This is a genomic window from Snodgrassella sp. W8132, from assembly GCF_016100865.1.
GTDB classification, from domain to species: Bacteria; Pseudomonadota; Gammaproteobacteria; order Burkholderiales; family Neisseriaceae; genus Snodgrassella; species Snodgrassella alvi.
Genome location: NZ_JACFRQ010000001.1, coordinates 836,740 through 859,561 on the forward strand (window position 1 = coordinate 836,740; position 22,822 = coordinate 859,561).

The following is a 22,822-nucleotide window of genomic DNA, read 5'->3' on the forward strand; positions in this document are numbered from 1 at the left end:
TCGGATAAAAGGAATCTGTATGTATTGGCGGAAAATTTGCTATTTAGGCATAGTCGTTTTAGCATTGGCTGCTTGTGCTACACCTGAGCAAAAAGCTGCCCGTCAGGCCGAGCGTGCAGCAGCAGAAAAGGCTGCACAGCAAAAACTGCAGCTGGATCTGGCTGCACAGTGTGATACCCGTACTGCTGAATTAATGCGGGAACAAATGCAAAACCCGACATTTTTATCTGATCCTGCCAATGCCAAATTAGCAGAAGAATACCGGCAAAGAGTTAATTTGCCTATTTTTCAGAGTTGTTACAAGCTGGCATGGAATAATTATATTAACAAAATTAAATTGCAGCAGGCGCAGAACTGGGCAATGCAGCGCAGATGGGATGATGATATGGACTGGATGATGTTCCGCCCGCGCTGGTGCCGGGGTGTTCATAACGGACGCTCATACGTTTATCGTTGCTGACATCTAATTAATAAGTAATATAAAACAGGCAGGTACAGGCTGCCTGTTGTGCTATTAATCTATTTTACTGGCTTAATACATCTACACCTTTGGGCGGTGTAAATTTGAACTGATTGCGATTAAACTGCGGATGAGTATTAAGCTGACTGAAAGTAATATTGGTCAGATTACCAAAACTGTCTTTCAGCTGCATATTGGCCAGATTGTCACCACGAAAACCAATACGAATATTCTGATAGCCTGTATCGCTTCGTTTTGGAATGGCCCGAACATAATCAATACCATTACTGCTGCCATCATCTGACAAGGTATAATTGGCATTCAACGCTAATTTATTCGAAAGAATAGCTGCCGGAGAATCGCCAATGGTCTGATTCTGAGAGCGCTTGGTTACCTGAGCTAAGTCCTGATCATATAACCAGACAGTTTTACCATCACCAACAATAGTTTGCTTATATGGCTGTGTATATTCCCAGCGGAAAAGTCCCGGGCGCTGAATGGAAAATGTTCCTGAAGTAGTTTGAGTACGCTTTTTACTGTGAACAGTCTGACTAAACTGACCGGAAATACCATCTGTATCGGAATTGAATTTTTGCAGAGTATCAAGACCTCCGGCATAGGCCAGAGTTAAATTGACAGTCATAAAGCCGGTTAGTATTGCTTTACTCAAAATTCGCATTAATTACTCCTCTGATAAACTACTAAAGGATATTTTAGCTGCTCCTGAACAAAGATGAAACTAAATTAAGCTATTAATCTCTGTTTGTATAATTACAAAATAAATGAATAATGACAATAGTCTTAACAAATAAGGAATTTGAAAATATCTGGCGAATATATCAATCAATGATGGTATAGGGATTTCTTATTAGTTTACATAAAATTTCTAAGAATTTTCAGAAAATAAATTTGCTAATGAAAAAGCCTTAAGTGAAAAGCTCTTTCATCAGCAATATTGGTGCATTTAATGTTTAGCAGCCTGCTCAAAACGGGCTAAATTCTGTTTAGCCTGTTGAAGCTTTGATGTATTTTCGTTTAATTTATTTTGTAATTCAGCAGTTTTTTCTGTATCTCCTTTAGCCTGAGCCTTGGCTAGTTTACGCTGTGTTTCACTGATTTTGCTGTCTAATTTATTAATTTTCTGAGTGTATTTTTGTCGTAAATCATCATTTGAGCAATTTTGAATGATGTCTGCTTTTTGTGCATTCAGCCGGTTAATTTGCTTTTGATTATGGTTAGCCTGTGCATATTGCAATTGTTTTTCAATCTGTTGCTGTTTTTCTTTACAGGTTTGCCAATTATGATCAGCTAGTGCAGGAATGGAAACTGCTAAAGTCAAAGTTAAAAGAACAGCTTTTGTTGTGCGTGAATAATACATTTTAATCCTTTTATATATTAATAAATTGATATTGTAATTCATAATAGCTGATTAAAACCATTAAATTGTTAAATCATATTAAATCGCGGTTTATTTAACAGCGACAGGACATGTATACTCAATCATAATTTTGCCATAACGTAACTTCTATATATGTCTATTGTCTTATTACTCGAATCTGCTTTGTTAAGTTGCCAGCCTGAGGAAAAATGTACGCTAAGTTTAACTGCACAGCAACTGTGCTTAGATACACCTGCGAATAGTCTGAGAAGGGATGAAACAGGTGAAATAAAAGATTTTCGTCTGGCCGGACATCCACCGAAACCTGAGTTAGTGCCTCCCTCCAGAGTTACAAACAGAAATTTAACTACTATAGAAGGTTATGCAGCTTTGTTGCATGCAGTTTGTCATATTGAATTTAATGCAATCAATCTGGCTTTAGACGCAGCCTACCGATTCAGATTATTACCGGAAGAGTTCACACGTGACTGGGTACGGATTGCTGCTGAAGAAGCAAAACACTTTCAGCTTATGCGTCAGCGTTTGCAAGCAACCGGATATGATTATGGTGATTTTTCTGCTCATAATCATTTATGGGATATGGCTTATAAGACTGCATTTGATCCATTACTGCGTATGGCTTTAGTACCCAGAGTACTGGAAGCACGAGGGTTGGATGTAACACCGGGAATGCGTAAGAAAATTGCTCAAAAAGGGGATGATGAAACTTGTGCTGTATTGGATATTATCTATCGGGAAGAAGTAGGGCATGTACGTGCGGGAAATTACTGGTATCAGTATTTATGTAAACAGCGCGGACTTGAGCCACTGACATTATTTCGTCGCTTACTCAGTCGTTATGATTTATTTATTTTTCGCGGCTATGTTAATCTGGAAGCACGGGAACAAGCCGGTTTTTCCAGTTTTGAACTGGAAATGCTGGAAAATTTTGAGCAAAACCGCCAGACAGATATACACAACTGGCGGCAGGCTTTACAAAATTAAAAACAGCATATAGCCAGCTCTGACTATATGTTTATCTGTAAATTTATTTCATCGCACTGCATAAAGCATTTACATTATAACGGAACATATCAATGTATGTAGCTGCCGGAGCACCTTTGCTCAGTGCATCAGAATAAAGACGACCAGATATTTTGGTTTGAGTCTCGCTGGCAATACGCTGAACCATCTTCGGATTTTTTATGTTTTCCATAAATATAGCTTTAATATGATCGCGCCGGATCTGGCTGATAATAGCGGCAACCTGACGGGCAGAAGGCTCTGCTTCGGTGCTCATACCTTGTGGCGCAATAAATTCAATCCGGTAACGTTTTGCCATATAACCGAAAGCATCATGTCCGGTTAACACTTTTCGTTTTTCTGCAGGCACTGCATTAAACATTTTGCTTGCCCAGTTATTCAATTCAGCAAGTTGTTGCTGATATGCAGTCAGACGCTGCTGATAATAGGCTTTACCTTGCGGATCCACACTAATCAGAGCATTAGCAATGTTGCGTGCATATATTTGCATGAGAATAGGGTCATTCCAGACATGCGGATCGGTATGCTGATGATGTCCGTGACCATCATCAGCCAGCATTAACGGCTTAATGTTCTGAGTAACAGTAAACAACGGTACCCGGCTTTGCTGAGCAGCACGTTGCAAAGCAAGAGGTTCAAGCCCCAGTCCATTAAGCAAAATCAGTTTAGCAGTACGCATGTCACGTAAATCTTTACTTACTAACTGATACATATGTGCATCCTGATCGGTACCAATCAGGTTTCGTACGTGTACTCGTTCACCGCCGATTTGCCGTGTAACATCTCCCAGAATACTAAAGCTTGTGATTACCGGTAATGGTGCTGCATGAATTATGCAGGCAAAACTAGTCAGAAATAAAGTTAACAGACAGATAAACAGACCACGTTTCATCAACTAATATCCTAAAATGAGTTTACTGAAAATTTTTCAGGCAATATGATGACGGTGACGTTTATATAACCGCCATAAAATACCGTTTTCACAACCAATAAATAAAGACAGAATATAAACAAAACCACAACACAAAATAATTGCCGGACCTGAAGGCAGATCTATATAGTAAGAAAGCAGTAATCCGATAAATCCGCAAACTATGGCAATACCGGCAGCAATGGTCATCATACCGCCCATTGTTTTATGCCATAGCCTTGCGCTGATAGCCGGTAACATCATCAAGCCTACAGACATCAAGGTACCTAAGGCCTGAAAACCAGCTACCAGATTCAAAACGACAAGTATTAAAAAGATAATATGCCAGAGTGTCCCTTTTCCGTTTACGGCACGCAGAAACAGCGGATCGATACTTTCCAGCATCAGCGGCCGGTAAATAACAGCCAGTAACAGCATGGTTATACTGCTGACTACCGCAACCAAAGTTAAGGCCGCACGATCAACCGATAAAATTGAGCCGAATAATAAATTCAGTAAATCGACGCTATTACCGCCACGACTGACCAACACCACGCCTAAAGCCAGACAGGTAAGAAAAAAAGCTGCAAAGCTGGCATCTTCACGTACATCGGCAAAGCGGCTGGCTAGACCGGCCAGTAAAGCCATCAGTAAACCGGCAATAAAGCCGCCTAAACTCATTGCGGGCAGACTGAGACCGGCAATCATATAGCCAGCGGCAGCACCCGGTAAAATTGCATGACCTAAAGCATCACCAACCAGACTCATGCGGCGCATCATCAGAAAAACCCCTACCGGTGCCGCCCCTAAAGCAAGAAATACAATAGAGCAGAGTGCATAACGCATAAAATCGTAATCAGCAAAAGGTTCTGTAAGTAAATGGACAATATTCATCAGTTTTACCTGTCACACCACTGGTTTTGTTCATATTGCTGCATAGCTGCCGCTGCCTTTTGCAGATTATTTTCTGTTATTACTTTATCTGTTTTACCTGCTGCAATTTTTTCACGGGCAATTAATAGCGTATTGGGGAAATAGGCCTGTACTTGTTCATAATCGTGCAAAACGGTAATAACAGTACATTTTTTTTGCTGCTGATATGTCTTGAGTATATCCAGTAAAGCAAATGTGGTTGACGCATCGACAGCATTAAATGGTTCATCGAGTAATAATACACTTGCATTCTGAATCAGCATACGCGCCAGCAATACACGTTGAAACTGGCCGTTGGAAAGCTGGGCAATACTGCGGTCTTTATATTGCAACATCCCTACCTGATTAAGTACATTAAAAATTCGCTGATACATGGTTTTAGATATACTGGCAAAAAAACCGGTTTCATACCATAAACCCATTGCTACCAGTTCAAATACACTCATCGGCTGGCTACGATCAATATCCGACTGCTGAGGCAGATAAGCAATATCGGAACGCTGCAATTTTCCCCAGCTAATTTGCCCGCTATCAGGGCGAACAAGATGCATAATGGCTTTAAGCAAAGTTGATTTACCCGCTCCGTTCGGACCAAATATAGCCCACATCTCATTCATATTAAAATCAATATTGATATGATGAATAGCAGGGCGATGTCTGTAGCTCACAGTAACATTTTCAAGCTGAATACTCATGATCCGCACACCGCCCATGCATACATTAACCAGAGAAAAACCAGAATCAGGCTTACCCATGACAGACGTTTTATTGCTCCGCAAAGCAAGAGTGAAAACATACTGAGCCTTTAATAACCAATATTAATCAAGAATGTTACTATATAACATTACATAAATGATACCCTATAACATTATATATATGCAAAATGTTACTTAGTCTGTTCAGCAAATGTGAATGATTGGTGATGAGTTAGCATCCTGATGGGTAAACGATTAGGATGTAAAGCCTGTTGTAAGCGTACCGATAAAGGAGAGGGCAAACCAAGAATAGATGCAGCTATAGCTTCAGCGCATAGCGGAGCAGTAATCAATCCACGGCTGCCATGAGCGGTATTGATAAATGCTCCCGGCAGCCATGGACAGGGCTGAGTAAGCGGGTAGTTTTTATCCATATGTAACTGCGCGTAATATTTGAACATAGCAGATGTATCGCCGATTGGTCCGACAACCGGTAAATGATCATAAGCATCACAACGTATGGCTGCATGTCCCTGCAAAGGGCTATCAGAATCTAAGTTAGCTGCAAGATGGGGTATCCATTGGCGTAATTGCTGCCAGTTTTCTTTTTCGTCTTCACTGGTTAAATCATCATTGGTTTGATTGGGATGAAAGGTAGCGCCAAAACACAATTTATCACGCCATTGCGGGGTAATATAACTATTTGCACTCAATGCGCAGTGTGGCTGCACAGCCTCCTGTTTTATACTGGCTGTAGTCGTCTGACCGCGTATTTTATGAAATGGCCATCCGGCTACCGGATACAAAAAATTACTTTCGGCTCCGGCACAAATGACAATATGTGATGCATTAAGTGAAAATGCCTCAAGCTGATTCTGACAATCTATCTGCCATAAATCCTTTTGCCGGCAAATGGCATTTACTTTCGTTGTTGTTAATACCTGAATCAGCGGGTGCCTGAGCATATTCTGAATCCAGCTGAGAGGATTAATTGCTGCGCCATAAGGCCACCATAAACCACTATGCGGCAAATCTATACCGGCAATCTGACTGGCTTCTTCCTGTGTAACAGCATGAAATAATTTACTTTGCGGATTTTGATTAGCCAACAGCATATTACGTTGCTGTTCTTTTGAATTGTAATTCAGATGGATAACACCACAATCCAGCCAACCCTGACCGGCAGGCAAACAGTTGCTGAGCAGTGCCCGGCTATAGCCATAGCCAGCTAGTAGTAGCTCAGTCTGAACCGTAGCATGAGCAGAAATTTTTGCGTATAACAGACCAAGATGATTGCCTGAGGCTGCGCTGGCAATTGTATGCTGTTCTATAACTGTTACTGCTATACCACGCTTTGCCAGAGCAAAAGCAGTGGCAGCTCCGGCAATACCTGCGCCAATCACCACCACGGATTTAACCGGTAATAAGTCCGGCAAGGTAAGCCATGGTTTATATCTGAATTCAGAATAAACGGGCGTCGTACTTGTACAGGCTATACCGGGATTAAACTGAACCCATTGTTCATATACATGCGGCTGAATAAAAGTAAATTTCCCTGCATGACGAAATGGATAACTAAATACCGGCTGGCGCTGCCAGAATATCCTGGCTTCAATCCAGAGCTGTACAATAATCTTGCCGGCATGTGATTGTGCAGTTAAAGATTCAGGCCAGTTTTGTGCAATTATTATAATTTCTGCCTGCTCATCACTACCAATCTTCTCAGCCAGTTCATCAGGCTTCGGCCACACGTGGAAAATATAAACGCTCATGGCTGACGAGCAGAGGTATGAGTTTCAGAAGAAGAACTGGCTCCCTGATTAAGCCATAACCATTGCTGCTGTAATGTTTGCCGCAAACTGTCCTGTTTTTGTTGTGAAGTGTGTAAACCGGCAGTCAGTTTCTGATAATCAATAGTAAAGGAAGGGCGGCTAAAAGTGCCATTAATGCGTAATGGTAGTAAATTTTGCTGCTGGGCACGCCGAGTAGCAATCAGCACATTATAATCCATTTGCTGCTGTAACCATTTAACACTACCCACACCTTTAATATCAAAGTTATCAGCATGCAATTCTATTCGTCCGTTTTTACTATTACCGTTCTCTACCGGAATAAACAGCTTAATAATTCTGAATGGTGTTTGGCTGGTTTCATTGTAAGCAACGGTAGTCTGATTTTCACCGTTTTGCAGAATATTATTGATATCAATCCCATTCCAGAAACCCTGATGGATTTGTAATTTAGCATTACCAGTCAGAGTCGACAGCCATTGATTACGGTTAATTCCATTACCATGTAACTCAAAATCGGCATCTGCAGTGCCATCAAGGTTATGCCAGCCAAATATATCTTGAAGAAAAGATTTAATCTGCACGTTATTTACATGTTGCTGAATTTTCCAGCTCAAAGGATTGGCATTACTAATCTGTAACATTCCCTGAGTGTTTCCGCCATACATCTGAATACTGAATGGTTGCAGTGTAAAATTATGCACATCAATTGAAAGATTGGTTTTCAGTTGATTCAGCTGCACTTTATGCGTCTGCAAAGAATCGATATTAAGCAGGATATTAACAGAACGGTTTTTAAACCAGTTTTGCCACAACTTTTGCCAGTCAGACGGAAGTATACCGGTAGTATTATCTGTATACGGGCGCAGATTTAGCTGAACAAGATGAATATTTCCATTCACTTTTGCTGAATTTTTATCACTTTGGTAATTTAAATTAATATCCACAGGCTGATTATCGAACAGACCTTGTAATACTAACTGTGCATTTCCGTTGTCATCTCCATGAAGGCTGCCAGTTAGATCACTGATAAACCGCGAATTGGGCAGAGCATTAACAGTATCCTGATGGCTGTTAACCGATAAATTACTAATTTTCCAATGTCGCATATCCAGCCAGTTTAACTGACCACTCACGGTTAAAGCAGTTTGATATAAATGACTTTGCCAGCCGCTATCAATCTGAAATTGTGATAAAGACCACTGATTCTGTATCCAGCTAGTATTACTGGCTGATAAAGTTGCATTAATCTCATTATCACCAATTTGTGCGGTAGCCACACCGTTCAATTGAGGTAATAAGAGTTTAGCCCAACCAAGTTGCCAGTTCTGGCCATTACCTGAAATATGCAACTGATTATGCTGACTGTGCCATTGCCATTGGACAGCAGTTGTCTGAAAAAGCTGCTGCTGAGGCAGCCAGCGCGCATCAAAATGCCATTGGCCATTACTATCGCCCAAAGAAGGTAGTTTAGTTTTTACTTCAAGATTGACATCCTGCCATTGCATAACCGCATCAGGACGGTAAACAGCACTTAGTTGACATTGCATAGTCTGCATGTATTGGCCGCTGAGCGTCCCATCCAGTTTAAGCAAACTGTTATTACCAAGATTATGCCATTGTAAATTTAGCTGATTAATTTTCTGAATATTTTGTCCGTCATTGATACGGAAGCTGGCATTTTCCAAAATAAAGCGATTAATTTTCAATTGATTATTTTTATGTTGTTGTTCCCATAAATCGCTCAGATTCCATTGCCCCTGACTATCTCTAACAAGATTAACGTGTGCATTTGTAAGCTGTAATTTTTCAATTGTCATGCGACCGAACAAGCTTTGCCACCCTAAACCAATTTTCATATCATCAATATGAATATCGTCTGCTTTGCTGAATTTATTTTTAATACGTACATTGTGCAAAGTAACTGTCGGGCGTGGAAACATAGCACGGTTTATATCCTGGTCAAAAACAACCTGATGGCCACTATTTGCCATCATGGCATTTGCCCGTTTATTAATTTCTTCTGCATTAAATAAATAATGCAAAACGGCTATATCAATGGCCAGCAAAAGGATAATGCTCAGGCAGCTGAATACGATCAGCTTCAACCAAAATTTGCCTGAATGCAATAAGGAAATCATATTGAATTAAAATTGGATTATTCTCAAAAACTTTGTTCTGATTTATCATCAGAACAAAGAAACAAAATATATTTTTATATAAAACAAATTCAATCAATAAAATAAAAATATCCTACTGATTAAATTAGAAGCCAACAATCAGCTTAGTCAATTAAGTAAACGAATCTATTGAAAGACCAGAGATTGTAAGATAAAGATAAATGCCAGCCTGTTTAACAGACTGGCTGCAAAACTAATGATGCATATGATGATTATCTGAAGCAGAAGAACCGACACTGACAGGAACATTAAGCATTAACGGTTTGGCATAACGAAAAGTTAAACGAACCGGAATTGTTGTTCCTTTTACTAAGGGCTTTTTTAAACCCATTAACATAATATGCATTTTCCCCGGTTGAAGCTGGGTCACCTTACCGGCAGGTAAGGGCAAACCTTGCGGTAAAGGGCGCATTTTCATAACGCCATCTACTTCGGTTGTTTCATGCACTTCACCAGACATAGCCACCGGGCTGGATACACTCAGTAAAACATCATCTTTACCTGAATGATTATCCAAATCCATAAATACACCACTGGAAGACATTCCCGGCACACTGAACCGTGCCCATGCATGATTAGCAGCAATACCTTGTGCCAATACCAAACCTGCATATGAAGCCAATAAAGTCGAAAACAAAATTTTTTTCATAATTATCATCTTTATAAAAGCAGATATAAAATTTGTTGTACCCGTATGACCTTAACCGGAGCAAGTTGCCATAAAAAACATTATACAGCTAAATGCGGAGCAATAATTTGTAAAAGCTGGGCAAGAATTTTGGGATTTGCAGCAACAATATCCCCACTATCCAACCAAGTTTGTTCACCATGCATATCAGTAACAATACCACCAGCTTCCTGCACAATCAGAGCACCACCAGCAATATCCCAGGGTTTCAGGTTAAACTCAAAATATCCGTCAACTCGGCCACAGGCAACATTACATAAATCTAGAGCAGCAGAACCTTCTCTGCGACCACCGGCTGTTTTAGCCAGTACGTCTTTTAAAATTGCCAGATAGGTATCCATCATGCTTTGGTCAACAACTGGAAAACCTGTGGCTATCAGGCTGCGCAATAAGTCACTTCGATTGCTAACCCGAATACGTTTATCATTAAGCAAAGCGCCCTGACCCCGGCTGGCAACATATAAATCATTCTGTTCCGGTGCATAAACCAGTGCTTCGGCTAAAGTACCTTTATGCAGCAAAGCCATAGAAATAGCGTACTGTTTATGTCCGTGTAAATAATTGGTTGTACCGTCCAGCGGATCAATAATCCATTGATATTCCGCATTAGTATTACCTAAATGACCAACCTCTTCACTCAAAACAGCATGATGAGGATAGACTTCCTGAATAGTGTTAACAATAATATGCTCAGCCTCACGGTCTACATCTGAAACAAAATCATTAGCAGCTTTGTTATCAATTTTAATGTTGTTTAAATTGCTGCTGGCGCGATGCATCATTTGGCCGGCTTTGCGTGCTGCTTTCCACGCAGTAGTTAATATAGGATTCATGCTAATTCTCGAGATAGGGCTTAAAAGCTAAAACAGATATACAATGGGTATTTTAAAGAACAAATGCCGCATAGAAACACTGCGGCAATATAAACAGAATATTGCCAATTATACGACAAAAAGCGTTTTTGCCAAAATTATGCTCTCATAGCAGATTGAGAGACATGATTTTGCTATAATATGCAGAATTTCTGCATTCAGCAGATGTCTGTATTAATCACTGATATGAATAAACCTGTTCTACCGGATTTTCTCAACAACATTACTATTGTACTTAGCCGAACCAGTCATCCTGCCAATATCGGATCTGCAGCAAGAGCCATGAAAACAATGGGTTTAACCAGACTTACTCTTGTTGCACCGAATTTGATGCAAACACCGATGACATCTGAACCTGCTAAGTTCGATTATGCCAATCCAGCTGCATTTGTATTACCTGAAGAAAGCTTTATCCTGGCCTCAGGTGCTCGTGATGTACTGGAAAATGCACGGATTGTCGCTACACTGGATGATGCTCTTGCAGATACTACTTTATCTTGCGCCTTAACCAGCCGGCGGCGTGAGTTGTCCGCTCCGCTACATACCCCGCGGGAAATCATGCCCTCATTAATTTCGGCAGCCGGTACAGGTCAGCAAATAGCACTGGTATTTGGAAATGAAACTTTTGGATTAAGTATAGATGAAGTTCAAAGTTGCAATCGTCTGATTACTATTAATGGTAATCCGGATTATTTTTCTCTTAATCTGGCCCAGGCGGTGCAAATTATATGTTATGAATTGTTCAGCCATGTTGATATCAGCATGACACATCTAAAACAAGAACAGAATCTGGCTACTCATCAGCAAACAAGCGGTATGGTAGAACATTTACAACAGGTAATGAATTTGGCCGGCTTCTTTAACCGGCGCAATGAAAAAAGGCTGATGCGACGCATGGCTGCAATGTTCGACCGTGCACAGTTAAGCACAGAAGATATCGATGTCTTGCGCGGATTCTACAATACTGTTAGTCAGCAATTACAAAAAAATCAAAATTAGTATTATATTGTAAATATTTGTCTGCAAAAGAAAAGGGTGCCAGTATGAATTATTCTTCAGATCCGATTTGGTGGCGTTTAAAAAAAACGATCGTACGCGATCTGGCCAGTCTGTTAACGGCACCACCTCCATGGATATCATCTGCCGAGATACCAGTTTCAGTACTATTGGGAGATGAAGGATTCCGATTTTTACTTTCTCTGGATGAGCAGCCTGAAAGCCTGTATTTATTTCTGAAAAAACATGGCGGATATCAGAGCCGCCTGGGCATTTATGCAGAACGTTTACTCAGGTATTGGTTTTTACATGCTCCGCACAGCAGACTGATTGCACATAATGTGCAGGTTCAGCATAATCAGCAAACATTGGGGGCTTTCGATTTTATCGTACAGTTAAACGAAAGTATTTACCATCTGGAGTTAGCAACTAAATATTATGGCAGCCGGTCAAATCAACTTGAAAACTTTACCGGTCTGAATCCGACAGACCAGCTTATTAATAAAATGCATAAAATCCAGCAGCAGCTCAGGTTAAGCACGGAGCCTGCTGCTGAAAATATCCTGAAAGATTTATCTTTGGAGCATGAGCAATTGCAACATGCCAGCATTATTCGCGGTATGCTGTTTATGCCTGAACCACAGCAACAATTGCCAGCACCATTAAATTCTTTGAGCTGGCAAGGGTATTATGTAGAAAACTGGGATGAATTTAAATGCTCAGAAAATAGTCGTTTTTATGTACTTGACCATTTATCTTTTCTGTCTCCTGCACGCATCAGTAGTAATGCTATAGTTACCTTCAATCAGATTAAGCAAATCCGCCAGGGTATGGTTGCAGTGGTTGAAGAGCGTGCAGACGGCTGCTGGCATGAAGTGCAGCGTATAATGAAAACAAATTGTAAAAACAACTAAACCTGAACAGCGGCAAGTGTTTTTATCAGTACATAGGTTTTTGTAAGGGCTTATGGTACACTTGCCATTTAATTTTTGTCTGCATGAGTAAATGCCCGTGTGCGTACAGCCCAAAAGCAGTAGCTTAAGACAAATGAAACCAAAACCAGATCAACTGACATCTAAGGGTTTACGATGAGCGTAACAGTAGAAAAATTAGATAATTTAGAGCGTAAAATCATTTTGGCTCTGAACTGGGAAGACATCAGAGCAAAAGTCAACGCACGCATGAAAGTAGCACAGAAACGTGCCCGTGTTGATGGCTTTCGTCCCGGTAAAGCACCGCTGAGAATAATCGACTCTATGTACGGCTATGGTATTCGTGATGAAGTATTGAACGAAATGACCCATAAAGCATTTGAAGATACCATTGTAGCTGAAAAACTAAAAGTTGCTGGTCTGAAAAGCCTGACTGCTTTGGAAGATGCCGATCAGGATGATGAAAAAGTTTATAAAATTGCCGTAGTATTTGAAGAATTTCCAGAAATCAAAGTCGGTGATTTAAGCAATCAGGAAGTAACGAAGTTCAGCACTGAAATCGGTGATGCAGAAATAGATAAAACTGTTGATATTCTGCGCCAGCAGCGTACCCGTTTTAATCATGTTGAACGTGAGGCACGTGAAGGCGATCGGGTTATTATTGATTTTGCCGGTAAAATTGACGGTGAAGCCTTTGCTGGCGGTACTGCTGAAAATTATCCGTTTATGCTGGGCAAAGGCCAGATGCTGCCGGATTTTGAAGCAGGTATTGCTGGCATGAAAGAAGATGATGTAAAAGAAGTTGCCGTTACTTTTCCGGAAGATTACCAAAGCAAAGAGCTGGCAGGAAAAACTGCAAATTTCACTATTACTCTGAAAAACGTTTCTGAAGCAGTTCTGCCCGAAGTAAATGAAGAATTTGCCAAGTCACTTGGTATTGAAGATGGTGATGTCGAAAAAATGCGTGCTGAAATCAAAAAAAATGTCAGCCGTGAAGTAAACCGTCGCGTTAGCGAAATGACTAAAGACAGTGCAATTAATGCATTACTGGCTGCAACACCGATTGAAGTACCTTCCTCACTGATTACAGAAGAAGCTAAAAGCATGGCAGCAAGAATGAAAGAAAATTTTGCTGCTCAAGGTATGGATCAGAAAGATCTGGAATTACCTCTGGACATGTTTAACGAACAGGCTAATCGTCGTGTTGCCATCAGCCTGATTATGGGTGAATTGGTTCGTGAAGAAAAGCTTGAGCCAACAGAAGAGCAGGTGCGTAACGTTATTAATGAATTTGCTGATAGCTATGAAGATCCGCAGGAAGTTATCGACTGGTACTACAGCGACAGAAAAAATCTTCAGGCACCTACTTCATTAGCCATTGAGCAGAATGTAGTTGATTATGTATTAGGCAAAGCAAAAGTGACTGATAAAGTACTGACTTTTGATGAAGTGATGGGTCAGCAGGTCCAAGCCTGAATCTAAAATACATAATCTGATATGACCAAGCACCGAAGTAGTTGCAAAGCTGCTTAGGTGCTTTTATTTCAACTGAGGAAAAAATATGTCACATATTGAAAATCTGGGTCTGGTACCTATGGTAGTAGAACAGAGCGGCCGCGGCGAACGTGCATACGACATTTATTCACGCCTGCTTAAAGAGCGCATTATTTTTATGGTGGGACCGGTTACCGATGAAACTGCCAATCTTGTGGTTGCCCAGTTATTATTTCTGGAAAGTGAAAATCCTGACAAGGATATTTCTCTTTACATTAATTCTCCGGGTGGCTCAGTTACAGCAGGCATGTCAATTTTTGATACGATGAATTTTATTAAGCCCGATGTAGCAACTTTGTGCCTGGGACAGGCCGCCAGTATGGGTGCTTTTTTACTTTCTGCAGGGGCTAAAGGTAAACGCTTTGCCCTGCCTAATAGTCGCGTTATGATTCACCAGCCGCTTATCAGTGGCGGATTAGGTGGTCAGGCCTCAGACATTGAAATCCACGCACGTGAGTTACTTAAACTGAAAAAACAATTAAACGAGCACCTTGCCCGTCATACCGGACAAAAGCTTGAACAGATTGAAAAAGATACCGACCGTGATAATTTTATGTCAGCTGAAGAAGCAAAAAAATATGGTTTGATAGATGAAGTACTAGTTCACAGACCTAAATAAAATTTTCAAAAGCAGTCAATTAGATAGTATATCTAATACATTAGAAAACGAAACCTTCGAACAAGGTTTCGTTTTTTATTGTAGTATTTATAACATGTAAGCTAACATTATTTTTATCTTGAATAAATAAATAGAATATTATTGTTTACGCTGATTGCTTATACCCATCAGCATAGCTAAGATTACCATTACCGATAAAGTAGCTGTACCACCATAGCTTACCAATGGCAAAGGCACTCCTACCACAGGTAATATCCCGCTAACCATACCCATATTTACAAATGCATAGCAAAAAAGGGTCATGGTTAATGCACCGGCCAGTGTTCGGCAATATAGAGTTGGCGCTTTAAAGGTAATATAAAGGCCACGCACAAGAATAAACGTATATACGGTTACCAGTAAAATATTTCCTATCAGGCCAAACTCTTCTCCAAACACCGCAAAAATAAAGTCTGTAGTTGATTCAGGAATATAATCTAAATGAGTTTGCGAACCTTCTAACCATCCTTTGCCCCATATTCCGCCAGAACCAATTGCTGTCATGGATTGGAGAATATGATATCCGGCACCCAGCCGGTCTTTAGTTGGATCCAGTAAAGTCAATACACGCATACGCTGATAATCATGCATACCGTAATTCCAGATCAATGGCAGCATGGCAACGAAACCAATAATTGCTGAAATGATAACTTTCCACGGTAAACCGGCAAAAAATATCACGAACAGACCTGAAGCCATAATCAGAGTAGCAGTCCCCAAGTCCGGCTGTTTTAAAATCAGTGCTACCGGAATAAATATCAGTACAAAAGCAATAATATAATGATACCAGCGAATATTACTTTCATTTTTCTGAAAGTACCATGCAATCAGCATCGGGACAGCAATTTTCATAATTTCTGAAGGCTGAATACGGGCTACACCAACATTCAGCCATCGTGTTGAACCATTTACCGTAATTCCGGCAAAATGTACCCCAATTAATAGCAAAATCCCCAAACAATATGCAGGTAAAGCAAAATTACTTAATATCTGAGGAGGAGTACGCGCAATAACCCATAGTAAAATAAAACTTAGAATAGTATGCAGAGTCTTATTTTCAAGCTGACCAAAATCCTGACCATCGGCAGAATAAAGCAAAAACAAACTCATTACATAAATAATCAACATGGCATAAAAAAGCCATACATCCATCGGTGCCCAGAGCTTGATCCAGAGACGTTTAAACCATTTTTGTTCATTGATCATAGTTTATCTCACAGGCCTGGCTGAGGACGATAAGCACGCAATAACGGAGGTAAGTCAGTCTGACTATGCTCATTATGTTGTTTTGCATCCATCATGGCATTATTGGATAAATCATTCACCGGTAAATCAGCAGAATTAGTCGCTTCTTTTGCACTAGGGAGATTTTTTAATTTCAAAAGATAAAAATCAGCTAATTGACGAGCCAGAGGAGCCGCTGTAGCACCCCAACCATTGTTTTCAAGAATAACTGCAATCGCTATCTGTGGCTTATCTGCAGGCGCAAATGCAATAAACCATGCATGGTCTCTCAGCTGTACTTTTAATGCTGCCGCATTATAACGTGCACCTTGTTTAATCTGCACGACCTGGGCAGTACCGGTTTTGCCGCCCATAGTATAAGCTAGACCCGAACCCACTGCCGCGGCCGTACCGCCCGGTTTTAATACTTTTTGCATAGCATCTTTAACATATTCAAAATTGCCACGTTTGAAAGGGACAGTTCTAACCGGTTGCGGATCGATTAAAGTCATTTTTTTCGAATTATGGTCAAGTAATGCCTGAACTAAATGAGGGCGGTAAACAACACCATCATTACTGAGAATTGCTGTAGCAAAAGCCATCTGCAGAGGAGTATACGCATTATAGCCCTGACCGATGGCCATGCTCACACTATCAGCCGGCTGCCATACGCGTGCTTGAGGTTTAGAACGGGCAAATCTTTTTTCTTTCCAAGCGCGTGTTGGCAATACACCAGCATATTCATGATTTATATCAATACCCGTCTGCTTACCAAGATTAAACTCAGCTAAATAAGGTGACATACGATCCACCCCCATTTCATAGCCCAGACGGTAAAAAAATGTATCTGACGAAACCTGAATAGCTTTATTCAGATTGGCTGACCCATGACCCCCTCGCGCAGCATCCCTGAACTGATGGGTTGATCCGGGAATACTCCAAAACCCCGGAGCAGGTAAAACTGTACTCTGAGTCAGTTTGCCACTTTCCAAAGCAGCCATTGCCAGAAAAGGCTTAAATGTAGATCCGGGAGGATACATACCCTGAGTCGCACGATTTAATAGCGGGTGACGCCAGTCTTCATTCAGACTTTTCCACGTATCAGTATCGATTCCGTCAATAAACAGATTCGGGTTATAGCTGGGTTTGGATACCATGGCCAGAATTGCACCCGTTTGCGGATTAATTGCAACTAAAGCACCACGTTTATCACCCATCAACCGGTCTGCTTCTTGCTGTACACGGATATCGAGTCCCAGGCGAAGCGTTTGTCCGGGTACTGCCGGCACTGTTTTAATAGTACGAACAATATGTCCCTGCGCATCCTTTTCAACTTCACGATAACCCGGAATACCATGTAATTGCCGTTCATAGTATTCTTCCAGCCCCATTTTTCCTATATGAGTACTACCACGATACAGTGTCGTCAGTTCTGCTTTGTCAAGAGCTGCCATATCACGGTCGCTGATCCGGCCGATATAGCCTACGATATGAGCAAGTAATTCGCCATAAGGATAATCGCGAAATGTTCGCGCATTAATCTCAACACCCGGAAAACGATAAAGCTCAGCAGCCAGACGGCTGGCTTCTTCCATTGTTAACTTAAGTTTTAAAGGTACTTTTTCATAAGAACGGTATTCTGCACGGAATTTATTAAACCGCTTCATATCGCTGGGGGTAATGTCCACATAGTTGCGCAAGGCATTAATTGTATCTTCGAGTTTACCCGGTATCTGATTAGGGGTTATCTCAAGAGAATAAGCGGGATAATTATGTGCCAGTACCACGCCATTAACATCAACTATTTCTCCACGAATGGGTGGCGTAGGAATTAATGAGATACGATTATTAGTAGCGGCAATGACATATTCATCATATTTGATTACCTGTAAGTATACAAACCTGGCAATCAGCATAGAAAAACAAATAATAATCAAAGCAAAGGCTACTGCAATCCGTAAACCCAGATCGCCATTTTGCGCAGGTTTAGATACACGCTTTTTTTTAGTTCGGAATTGCAGTGCTTTCATAGACGTCTTGAATAGGCGAGATAAAGCATGAATTTAGATAAAAGAGGCCAGAGCAGAGCACTGATAAATGGTGAAACAAACAGATTCCAGCCACTAAACTGATGGGTCGAAAAGAAGTGTACAACCACTAAAATCAGAGTCATTAACATCAGACTCCCGAAAATAGTCAGAGCCTGGTAAGCATAAGAATAACCAAGCATCTGATGCCTGTTTTGTTCAATCAGATAGACAGCTGCCATCAAGCCTAATGCATGTTGCCCGAACGGAGTACCAATTCCCACATCCAAGAGCAGTCCTAATACAAAAGCCATACCGATACCGATATTTTGTGGTCGGTGCAAGCTCCAATACAATGTCATCATGACTGTAAATGCAGGCAGGCAGCCAGCCAGAGGCTGAGGAAACGGAATCAGATCCAGAAATAATGCAATTACTAAGCTTAGTACAATAAGCCTTTTTCTGGTATGGCGGTGCAAGCTGTCAACTTCAGTCATGATTGATGGATAAAGTATTAGTGGCTGTTGCATCAGCATAATGATCAACTATCTGCGTATGCTTTTGCGGGATAACCAGCACAAAATTACTATTGCGCAGTTGCGCTACAGGTTCAATCTGTGTCCGGTAATAGGGTGAACCATTACCACTCTGCGCTTGTATGACAGTGGCAATAGGTATTCCGGCAGGATAAATACTGTCCATGCCTGAAGTAACCAGTAAATCATTACGTAACAGGCTGGCATTAGCCGGAAAGTAACGCAGATCCAAACTACCTGAACGGCCATAAACCAGTGTGCGTACTCCAGTACGCATTACCATCGCCGGAATAACTGCATTACTATTGGTAATTAGTGTCACTTCAGAACTCAATGGCTGAACAGCTGTAATCTGACCAATCAGACCATGTTCATCACTTACAGCATCACCCTGTCGAATTTGATGATGACTGCCTTTATCTATAATGAAGCGGTCAGTCAGCGGATTAGTATCACTTGATACAATCTGTGCAATCTGTGCCTGAGGTAATGCTGCTTTCTGAAGCTGAGTCAGATGATCAAGACTGATTACTGATTTTAACTGTACGTCACGCTGACTAATTTGTAATTTAAGCTGCGCATTTTGAGCCTTCAACAATTTGTTTTCATCGCTCAGATTCTGCTGCTTTTCAAGAAACACCATACCATTAGATACAGCATTAACCGGCTGCATAGCCAGCCACTGTAACGGATATAATGCGGTACCGATATAATTGCGGCTAATTTTAACCACATCATACCGGTTATCAAGCAACAGCAATACAACTGCTAACAGTGACAGTACAACCAGTTTACTGGTACTGCGCAGACCATTGTGTACAAAATTGAGTGAAGGCTCTGCCATTATTATCTTATGTCTGATAAACAGTGCTGCATTTACGGATTGGATACAAATACAGAGTTCATTTTACCAATCATATCCAATGCATGACCAGAACCCCGTGCAACACATGTCAGCGGGTCTTCTGCAATCATAACAGGCAAGCCGGTTTCCTCAGAAAGCAAACGATCCAAACCTTTAAGCAAAGCGCCGCCTCCGGTTAACACCAAACCACGGTCGGCAATATCCGCACCCAGCTCTGGGGGAGTCTGCTCCAAAGCATTTTTAACTGCCTGTACAATCTGATTAAGTGGTTCAGTCAGCGCTTCCAAAACTTCATTCGAACTGATTGTAAAAGCACGAGGAATACCTTCTGCCAGATTGCGGCCTTTTACTTCAATTTCTTTTACTTCCATACCGGGAAAAGCAGAACCGATATTTTTCTTAATTTCTTCAGCAGTAGATTCACCAATTAGCATGCCATAATTGCGGCGCACATAGTTAATAATGGCATCATCAAATGCATCACCACCTACGCGGATTGAGTGAGAATAAACCACACCAGATAAAGAAATCACACCAACTTCAGTTGTTCCGCCACCAATATCCACAACCATTGAGCCTGTTGGTTCTTCAATAGGCAAACCAGCACCAATTGCTGCTGCCATAGGCTCTTCAATCAGATTTACAATCGATGCGCCGGCTGCCAGAGCTGAATCACGAATAGCTTTACGTTCTACCTGAGTTGAACCGCATGGAACACAAATAACGATTCGGGGAGCTGTAAACCGGCTGTTGTTTACCTTTTTGATAAATTGCTTGAGCATTTTTTCAGTGACATTAAAGTCAGCAATCACACCATCTTTCATAGGTCGTATTGCCTGAATGCTTCCCGGCGTACGCCCCAGCATTTTCTTTGCTGCTGTTCCCACAGCCAGCATGCCGTTTTTAGCATTTATGGTGTCATTTTGCACGGCCACTACAGACGGCTCGTTTAAAACAATACCCTTATTTTTAATAAAAATCAAAGTGTTGGCGGTACCAAGATCAATAGCCAGATCATTGGATAAATATTTGGAAAAAAAGCGAAACATGAGGATGTCCTAATGAACTTTTAAATTATAAGTATGGCAAAAGCAGTTTTGCGGCGCACTGTACTCAGCAAATCAGTACGCCAAAGAATAGGGTTTTCGGTTATAATTCTATATTATGTAACAACCGAATCAGAACGCGCAATGATACCGCAGTTTGCCCGTTTTGCTAAATCAAATTTAAGGATTTTTGATGGCTTTAACATTAAGTGATGTAGATAAGCTCGCACGCCTCTCTCGCTTGAGTCTTTCAGAAGCAGAGCGAAATAACATGCTGACAGAGCTAAACCATGTATTCGATCTGGTCGAAAAAATGCAAGAAGTCAATACTGACGGGATTGAACCGATGGCACACCCGCATGAACTGGCCTTGCGTTTACGCGACGATGCAGTTACTGAAAAAGACGAGCATCATGCAATCCAATCATGCGCACCGCTAGTAGACAGGGATTTATATCTTGTACCTAAGGTTATTGAATAACTCAACCCTTACCACAATGACTTGTTCATTCATATTTAAATTTATTGCAGGTAACTACAGACATTGTTGCCTGAAAGTTATATAACCACTATGCCAAAAAATTATACATTAAAACAGTGCAGTGATTTACTGCAATCAAAACAGGCTTCAGCTGTCGAATTGGCGCAGGAGTATCTGGCTGCAATTGAAAGTGAAAATGCCAGTCTTAATGCCTATATCACACTGGATAAAGAACGCACTATTGCTGAAGCTAAGGCTGCTGATGCATGTTTGGCGCAGGGTTCCGCAAATGTATTAACTGGTGTACCCATAGCCTATAAAGATATATTCTGCCAGCAGGGATGGCGCAGTGCCTGTTCAAGCAAAATGCTGGATACTTTTACTGCACCTTATACAGCAACAGTAGTTCAGAATTTGCTTGATGCAGGTATGGTAACCCTAGGCAGAACCAATATGGATGAATTTGCCATGGGTTCAACAACTGAGTCTTCCTACTATGGTATAACTCACAATCCCTGGCAGCTTAATCATGTTCCGGGTGGTTCCTCAGGTGGTTCAGCAGCAGCCGTGGCTGCGCGGCTTGCACCGGTTGCGCTAGGTTCAGATACTGGCGGCTCCATTCGTCAGCCTGCCTCACACTGTGGTATTACTGGTCTGAAACCTACCTATGGTGTAGTTAGCCGTTTCGGTATGGTTGCATATGCTTCCAGTTTTGATCAGGCCGGACCAATGGCTCAGACAGCAGAAGATTGCGCCTTGTTAATGAATAGTATGGCGAGTTTTGATGAGCGGGACTCTACCAGTATTGAGCGTAACAAAGAGGACTATACCCGCGATTTAAATCAATCGTTACAAGGTTTAAAAGTAGGTCTGCCGCGCGAATTTTTTGGCAAAGGTCTGGACGCACAAGTACATTCATCAATTGATAGTGTTGTAGAAGTACTCAAAAAACTGGGTGCGGAAATTGTAGATATTACTTTACCACATACAGAACTATCCATTCCTGCCTATTATGTACTGGCTTCAGCTGAAGCCAGTACAAACCTATCACGCTACGACGGTGTTCGTTATGGACATCGCGCTGCTGAATTCGGTAATCTGGACGAAATGTACAGTAATACCCGTGCCGAAGGTTTCGGGTCTGAAGTAAAACGCCGCATTATGATAGGCACTTATGTTTTATCTCACGGTTACTATGATGCTTACTACCTGAAAGCACAAAAATTACGCAGAATGGTTGCAAACGATTTCCAGGCAGCATTAAAACAGTGCGATATTATTCTGGCTCCGGTTGCGCCTACTGCAGCACCATTATTAGAAAGCCATAATAGTGATCCTGTTGAAATGTATCTTTCAGATATTTACACCGTTTCTTTAAACCTTGCCGGTTTGCCGGGTATTTCTCTGCCTGCAGGATTTACCACAAACGGATTACCCGTAGGCGCTCAGCTTATCGGTAATTATTTCGCAGAAAGCCGTCTGCTAGGTATTGCACACCAGATTCAGCAACATAGTGACTGGCATACCAGAACTCCATTTGTACAATAATTGCC

The 22,822-nt window shown here is 41.2% G+C and carries 22 protein-coding genes; 8 read left to right on the top strand and 14 right to left on the bottom strand.

Going from position 1 to position 22,822, the window contains the following annotated elements; genetic code table 11:
- The first annotated feature begins 19 nt into the window (after positions 1 to 19).
- Positions 20 to 460: a hypothetical protein gene (locus H3U82_RS03715; protein ID WP_180296353.1), complete on the top strand. Its 441-nt coding sequence runs from the start codon at positions 20 to 22 to the stop codon at positions 458 to 460.
- Positions 461 to 524: 64 nt separating this feature from the next.
- Here the strand turns inward: H3U82_RS03715 and lolA are convergent, their stop codons facing one another.
- Both lolA and H3U82_RS03725 read right to left on the bottom strand, forming a co-directional pair.
- On the bottom strand, positions 525 to 1,139 hold the full coding sequence (gene lolA / locus H3U82_RS03720; protein WP_025330717.1) for an outer membrane lipoprotein chaperone LolA: 615 nt from the start codon (positions 1,137 to 1,139) through the stop codon (positions 525 to 527).
- A 285-nt stretch (positions 1,140 to 1,424) separates the two neighbouring features.
- Entirely contained in the window at positions 1,425 to 1,838 is a 414-nt protein-coding gene (locus tag H3U82_RS03725; protein WP_078475601.1) for a DUF1090 domain-containing protein, read from the bottom strand.
- A 153-nt stretch (positions 1,839 to 1,991) separates the two neighbouring features.
- On the opposite strand from H3U82_RS03725, the gene H3U82_RS03730 reads away from it, so the two are divergent.
- Positions 1,992 to 2,843 carry a ferritin-like domain-containing protein gene (locus H3U82_RS03730; RefSeq protein WP_198209278.1) on the top strand — a complete coding sequence of 284 codons (852 nt, stop codon included), beginning with the start codon at positions 1,992 to 1,994 and terminating at the stop codon, positions 2,841 to 2,843.
- A 43-nt stretch (positions 2,844 to 2,886) separates the two neighbouring features.
- On the opposite strand, the gene H3U82_RS03735 is transcribed toward H3U82_RS03730, so the two are convergent.
- The 7 genes from H3U82_RS03735 to H3U82_RS03765 form a co-directional block, all read right to left on the bottom strand.
- Positions 2,887 to 3,774 (bottom strand): metal ABC transporter substrate-binding protein, encoded by an 888-nt coding sequence (locus tag H3U82_RS03735; RefSeq protein ID WP_198209973.1) that lies wholly within the window; start codon positions 3,772 to 3,774, stop codon positions 2,887 to 2,889.
- 36 nt (positions 3,775 to 3,810) lie between these two features.
- Entirely contained in the window at positions 3,811 to 4,686 is an 876-nt protein-coding gene (locus H3U82_RS03740) for a metal ABC transporter permease (RefSeq protein WP_198209279.1), read from the bottom strand.
- Between the two features lie 5 nt (positions 4,687 to 4,691).
- Positions 4,692 to 5,420, bottom strand: a complete 729-nt coding sequence (locus tag H3U82_RS03745; protein WP_198209975.1) for a metal ABC transporter ATP-binding protein — start codon at positions 5,418 to 5,420, stop codon at positions 4,692 to 4,694.
- 191 nt (positions 5,421 to 5,611) lie between these two features.
- Positions 5,612 to 7,192, bottom strand: coding sequence for an FAD-dependent 5-carboxymethylaminomethyl-2-thiouridine(34) oxidoreductase MnmC (mnmC, locus tag H3U82_RS03750; RefSeq protein WP_198209280.1), 1,581 nt, complete (start codon positions 7,190 to 7,192; stop codon positions 5,612 to 5,614).
- The gene (locus H3U82_RS03755; RefSeq protein ID WP_198209282.1) at positions 7,189 to 9,318 is read right to left on the bottom strand and encodes an AsmA family protein; all 2,130 of its coding nucleotides are present in this window, start codon (positions 9,316 to 9,318) and stop codon (positions 7,189 to 7,191) included. The genes mnmC and H3U82_RS03755 overlap by 4 nt, the downstream gene beginning before the upstream one ends.
- Before the next feature lie 265 nt (positions 9,319 to 9,583).
- The gene (locus tag H3U82_RS03760) at positions 9,584 to 10,039 is read right to left on the bottom strand and encodes a copper chaperone PCu(A)C (protein WP_157784901.1); all 456 of its coding nucleotides are present in this window, start codon (positions 10,037 to 10,039) and stop codon (positions 9,584 to 9,586) included.
- 80 nt (positions 10,040 to 10,119) lie between these two features.
- Positions 10,120 to 10,911 carry an inositol monophosphatase family protein gene (locus H3U82_RS03765; protein WP_198206504.1) on the bottom strand — a complete coding sequence of 264 codons (792 nt, stop codon included), beginning with the start codon at positions 10,909 to 10,911 and terminating at the stop codon, positions 10,120 to 10,122.
- A gap of 204 nt (positions 10,912 to 11,115) precedes the next feature.
- On the opposite strand from H3U82_RS03765, the gene H3U82_RS03770 reads away from it, so the two are divergent.
- The 4 genes from H3U82_RS03770 (at position 11,116) to clpP (ending at position 15,051) form a co-directional block, all read left to right on the top strand.
- Positions 11,116 to 11,949, top strand: coding sequence for an RNA methyltransferase (locus tag H3U82_RS03770; RefSeq protein WP_232336099.1), 834 nt, complete (start codon positions 11,116 to 11,118; stop codon positions 11,947 to 11,949).
- A gap of 44 nt (positions 11,950 to 11,993) precedes the next feature.
- On the top strand, positions 11,994 to 12,860 hold the full coding sequence (locus H3U82_RS03775) for a DUF1853 family protein (RefSeq protein ID WP_025330706.1): 867 nt from the start codon (positions 11,994 to 11,996) through the stop codon (positions 12,858 to 12,860).
- A gap of 174 nt (positions 12,861 to 13,034) precedes the next feature.
- Complete coding sequence (tig, locus tag H3U82_RS03780; protein ID WP_198209284.1) at positions 13,035 to 14,354, top strand: trigger factor; 1,320 nt, start codon at positions 13,035 to 13,037, stop codon at positions 14,352 to 14,354.
- 85 nt (positions 14,355 to 14,439) lie between these two features.
- The gene (gene clpP / locus H3U82_RS03785) at positions 14,440 to 15,051 is read left to right on the top strand and encodes an ATP-dependent Clp endopeptidase proteolytic subunit ClpP (protein WP_025330704.1); all 612 of its coding nucleotides are present in this window, start codon (positions 14,440 to 14,442) and stop codon (positions 15,049 to 15,051) included.
- 138 nt (positions 15,052 to 15,189) lie between these two features.
- On the opposite strand, the gene rodA is transcribed toward clpP, so the two are convergent.
- The 5 genes from rodA to H3U82_RS03810 are packed head-to-tail and all read right to left on the bottom strand — an operon-like array spanning position 15,190 to position 20,791.
- Positions 15,190 to 16,296 carry a rod shape-determining protein RodA gene (gene rodA, locus H3U82_RS03790; protein ID WP_041880167.1) on the bottom strand — a complete coding sequence of 369 codons (1,107 nt, stop codon included), beginning with the start codon at positions 16,294 to 16,296 and terminating at the stop codon, positions 15,190 to 15,192.
- An 8-nt stretch (positions 16,297 to 16,304) separates the two neighbouring features.
- Complete coding sequence (gene mrdA / locus H3U82_RS03795) at positions 16,305 to 18,344, bottom strand: penicillin-binding protein 2 (RefSeq protein WP_078475591.1); 2,040 nt, start codon at positions 18,342 to 18,344, stop codon at positions 16,305 to 16,307.
- Entirely contained in the window at positions 18,341 to 18,838 is a 498-nt protein-coding gene (mreD, locus tag H3U82_RS03800) for a rod shape-determining protein MreD (RefSeq protein ID WP_198209287.1), read from the bottom strand. The genes mrdA and mreD overlap by 4 nt, the downstream gene beginning before the upstream one ends.
- A complete protein-coding gene (gene mreC / locus H3U82_RS03805) occupies positions 18,831 to 19,721 on the bottom strand; it encodes a rod shape-determining protein MreC (RefSeq protein WP_198209290.1) in 891 nt (296 codons plus the stop codon). Before mreC ends, mreD begins: the two co-directional genes overlap by 8 nt.
- Positions 19,722 to 19,753: 32 nt before the next feature.
- On the bottom strand, positions 19,754 to 20,791 hold the full coding sequence (locus H3U82_RS03810; protein ID WP_025330699.1) for a rod shape-determining protein: 1,038 nt from the start codon (positions 20,789 to 20,791) through the stop codon (positions 19,754 to 19,756).
- Between the two features lie 190 nt (positions 20,792 to 20,981).
- On the opposite strand from H3U82_RS03810, the gene gatC reads away from it, so the two are divergent.
- Entirely contained in the window at positions 20,982 to 21,269 is a 288-nt protein-coding gene (gene gatC / locus H3U82_RS03815; protein ID WP_025330698.1) for an Asp-tRNA(Asn)/Glu-tRNA(Gln) amidotransferase subunit GatC, read from the top strand.
- A 90-nt stretch (positions 21,270 to 21,359) separates the two neighbouring features.
- Positions 21,360 to 22,817: an Asp-tRNA(Asn)/Glu-tRNA(Gln) amidotransferase subunit GatA gene (gene gatA, locus H3U82_RS03820; RefSeq protein ID WP_198209292.1), complete on the top strand. Its 1,458-nt coding sequence runs from the start codon at positions 21,360 to 21,362 to the stop codon at positions 22,815 to 22,817.
- Positions 22,818 to 22,822: the final 5 nt, after the last annotated feature.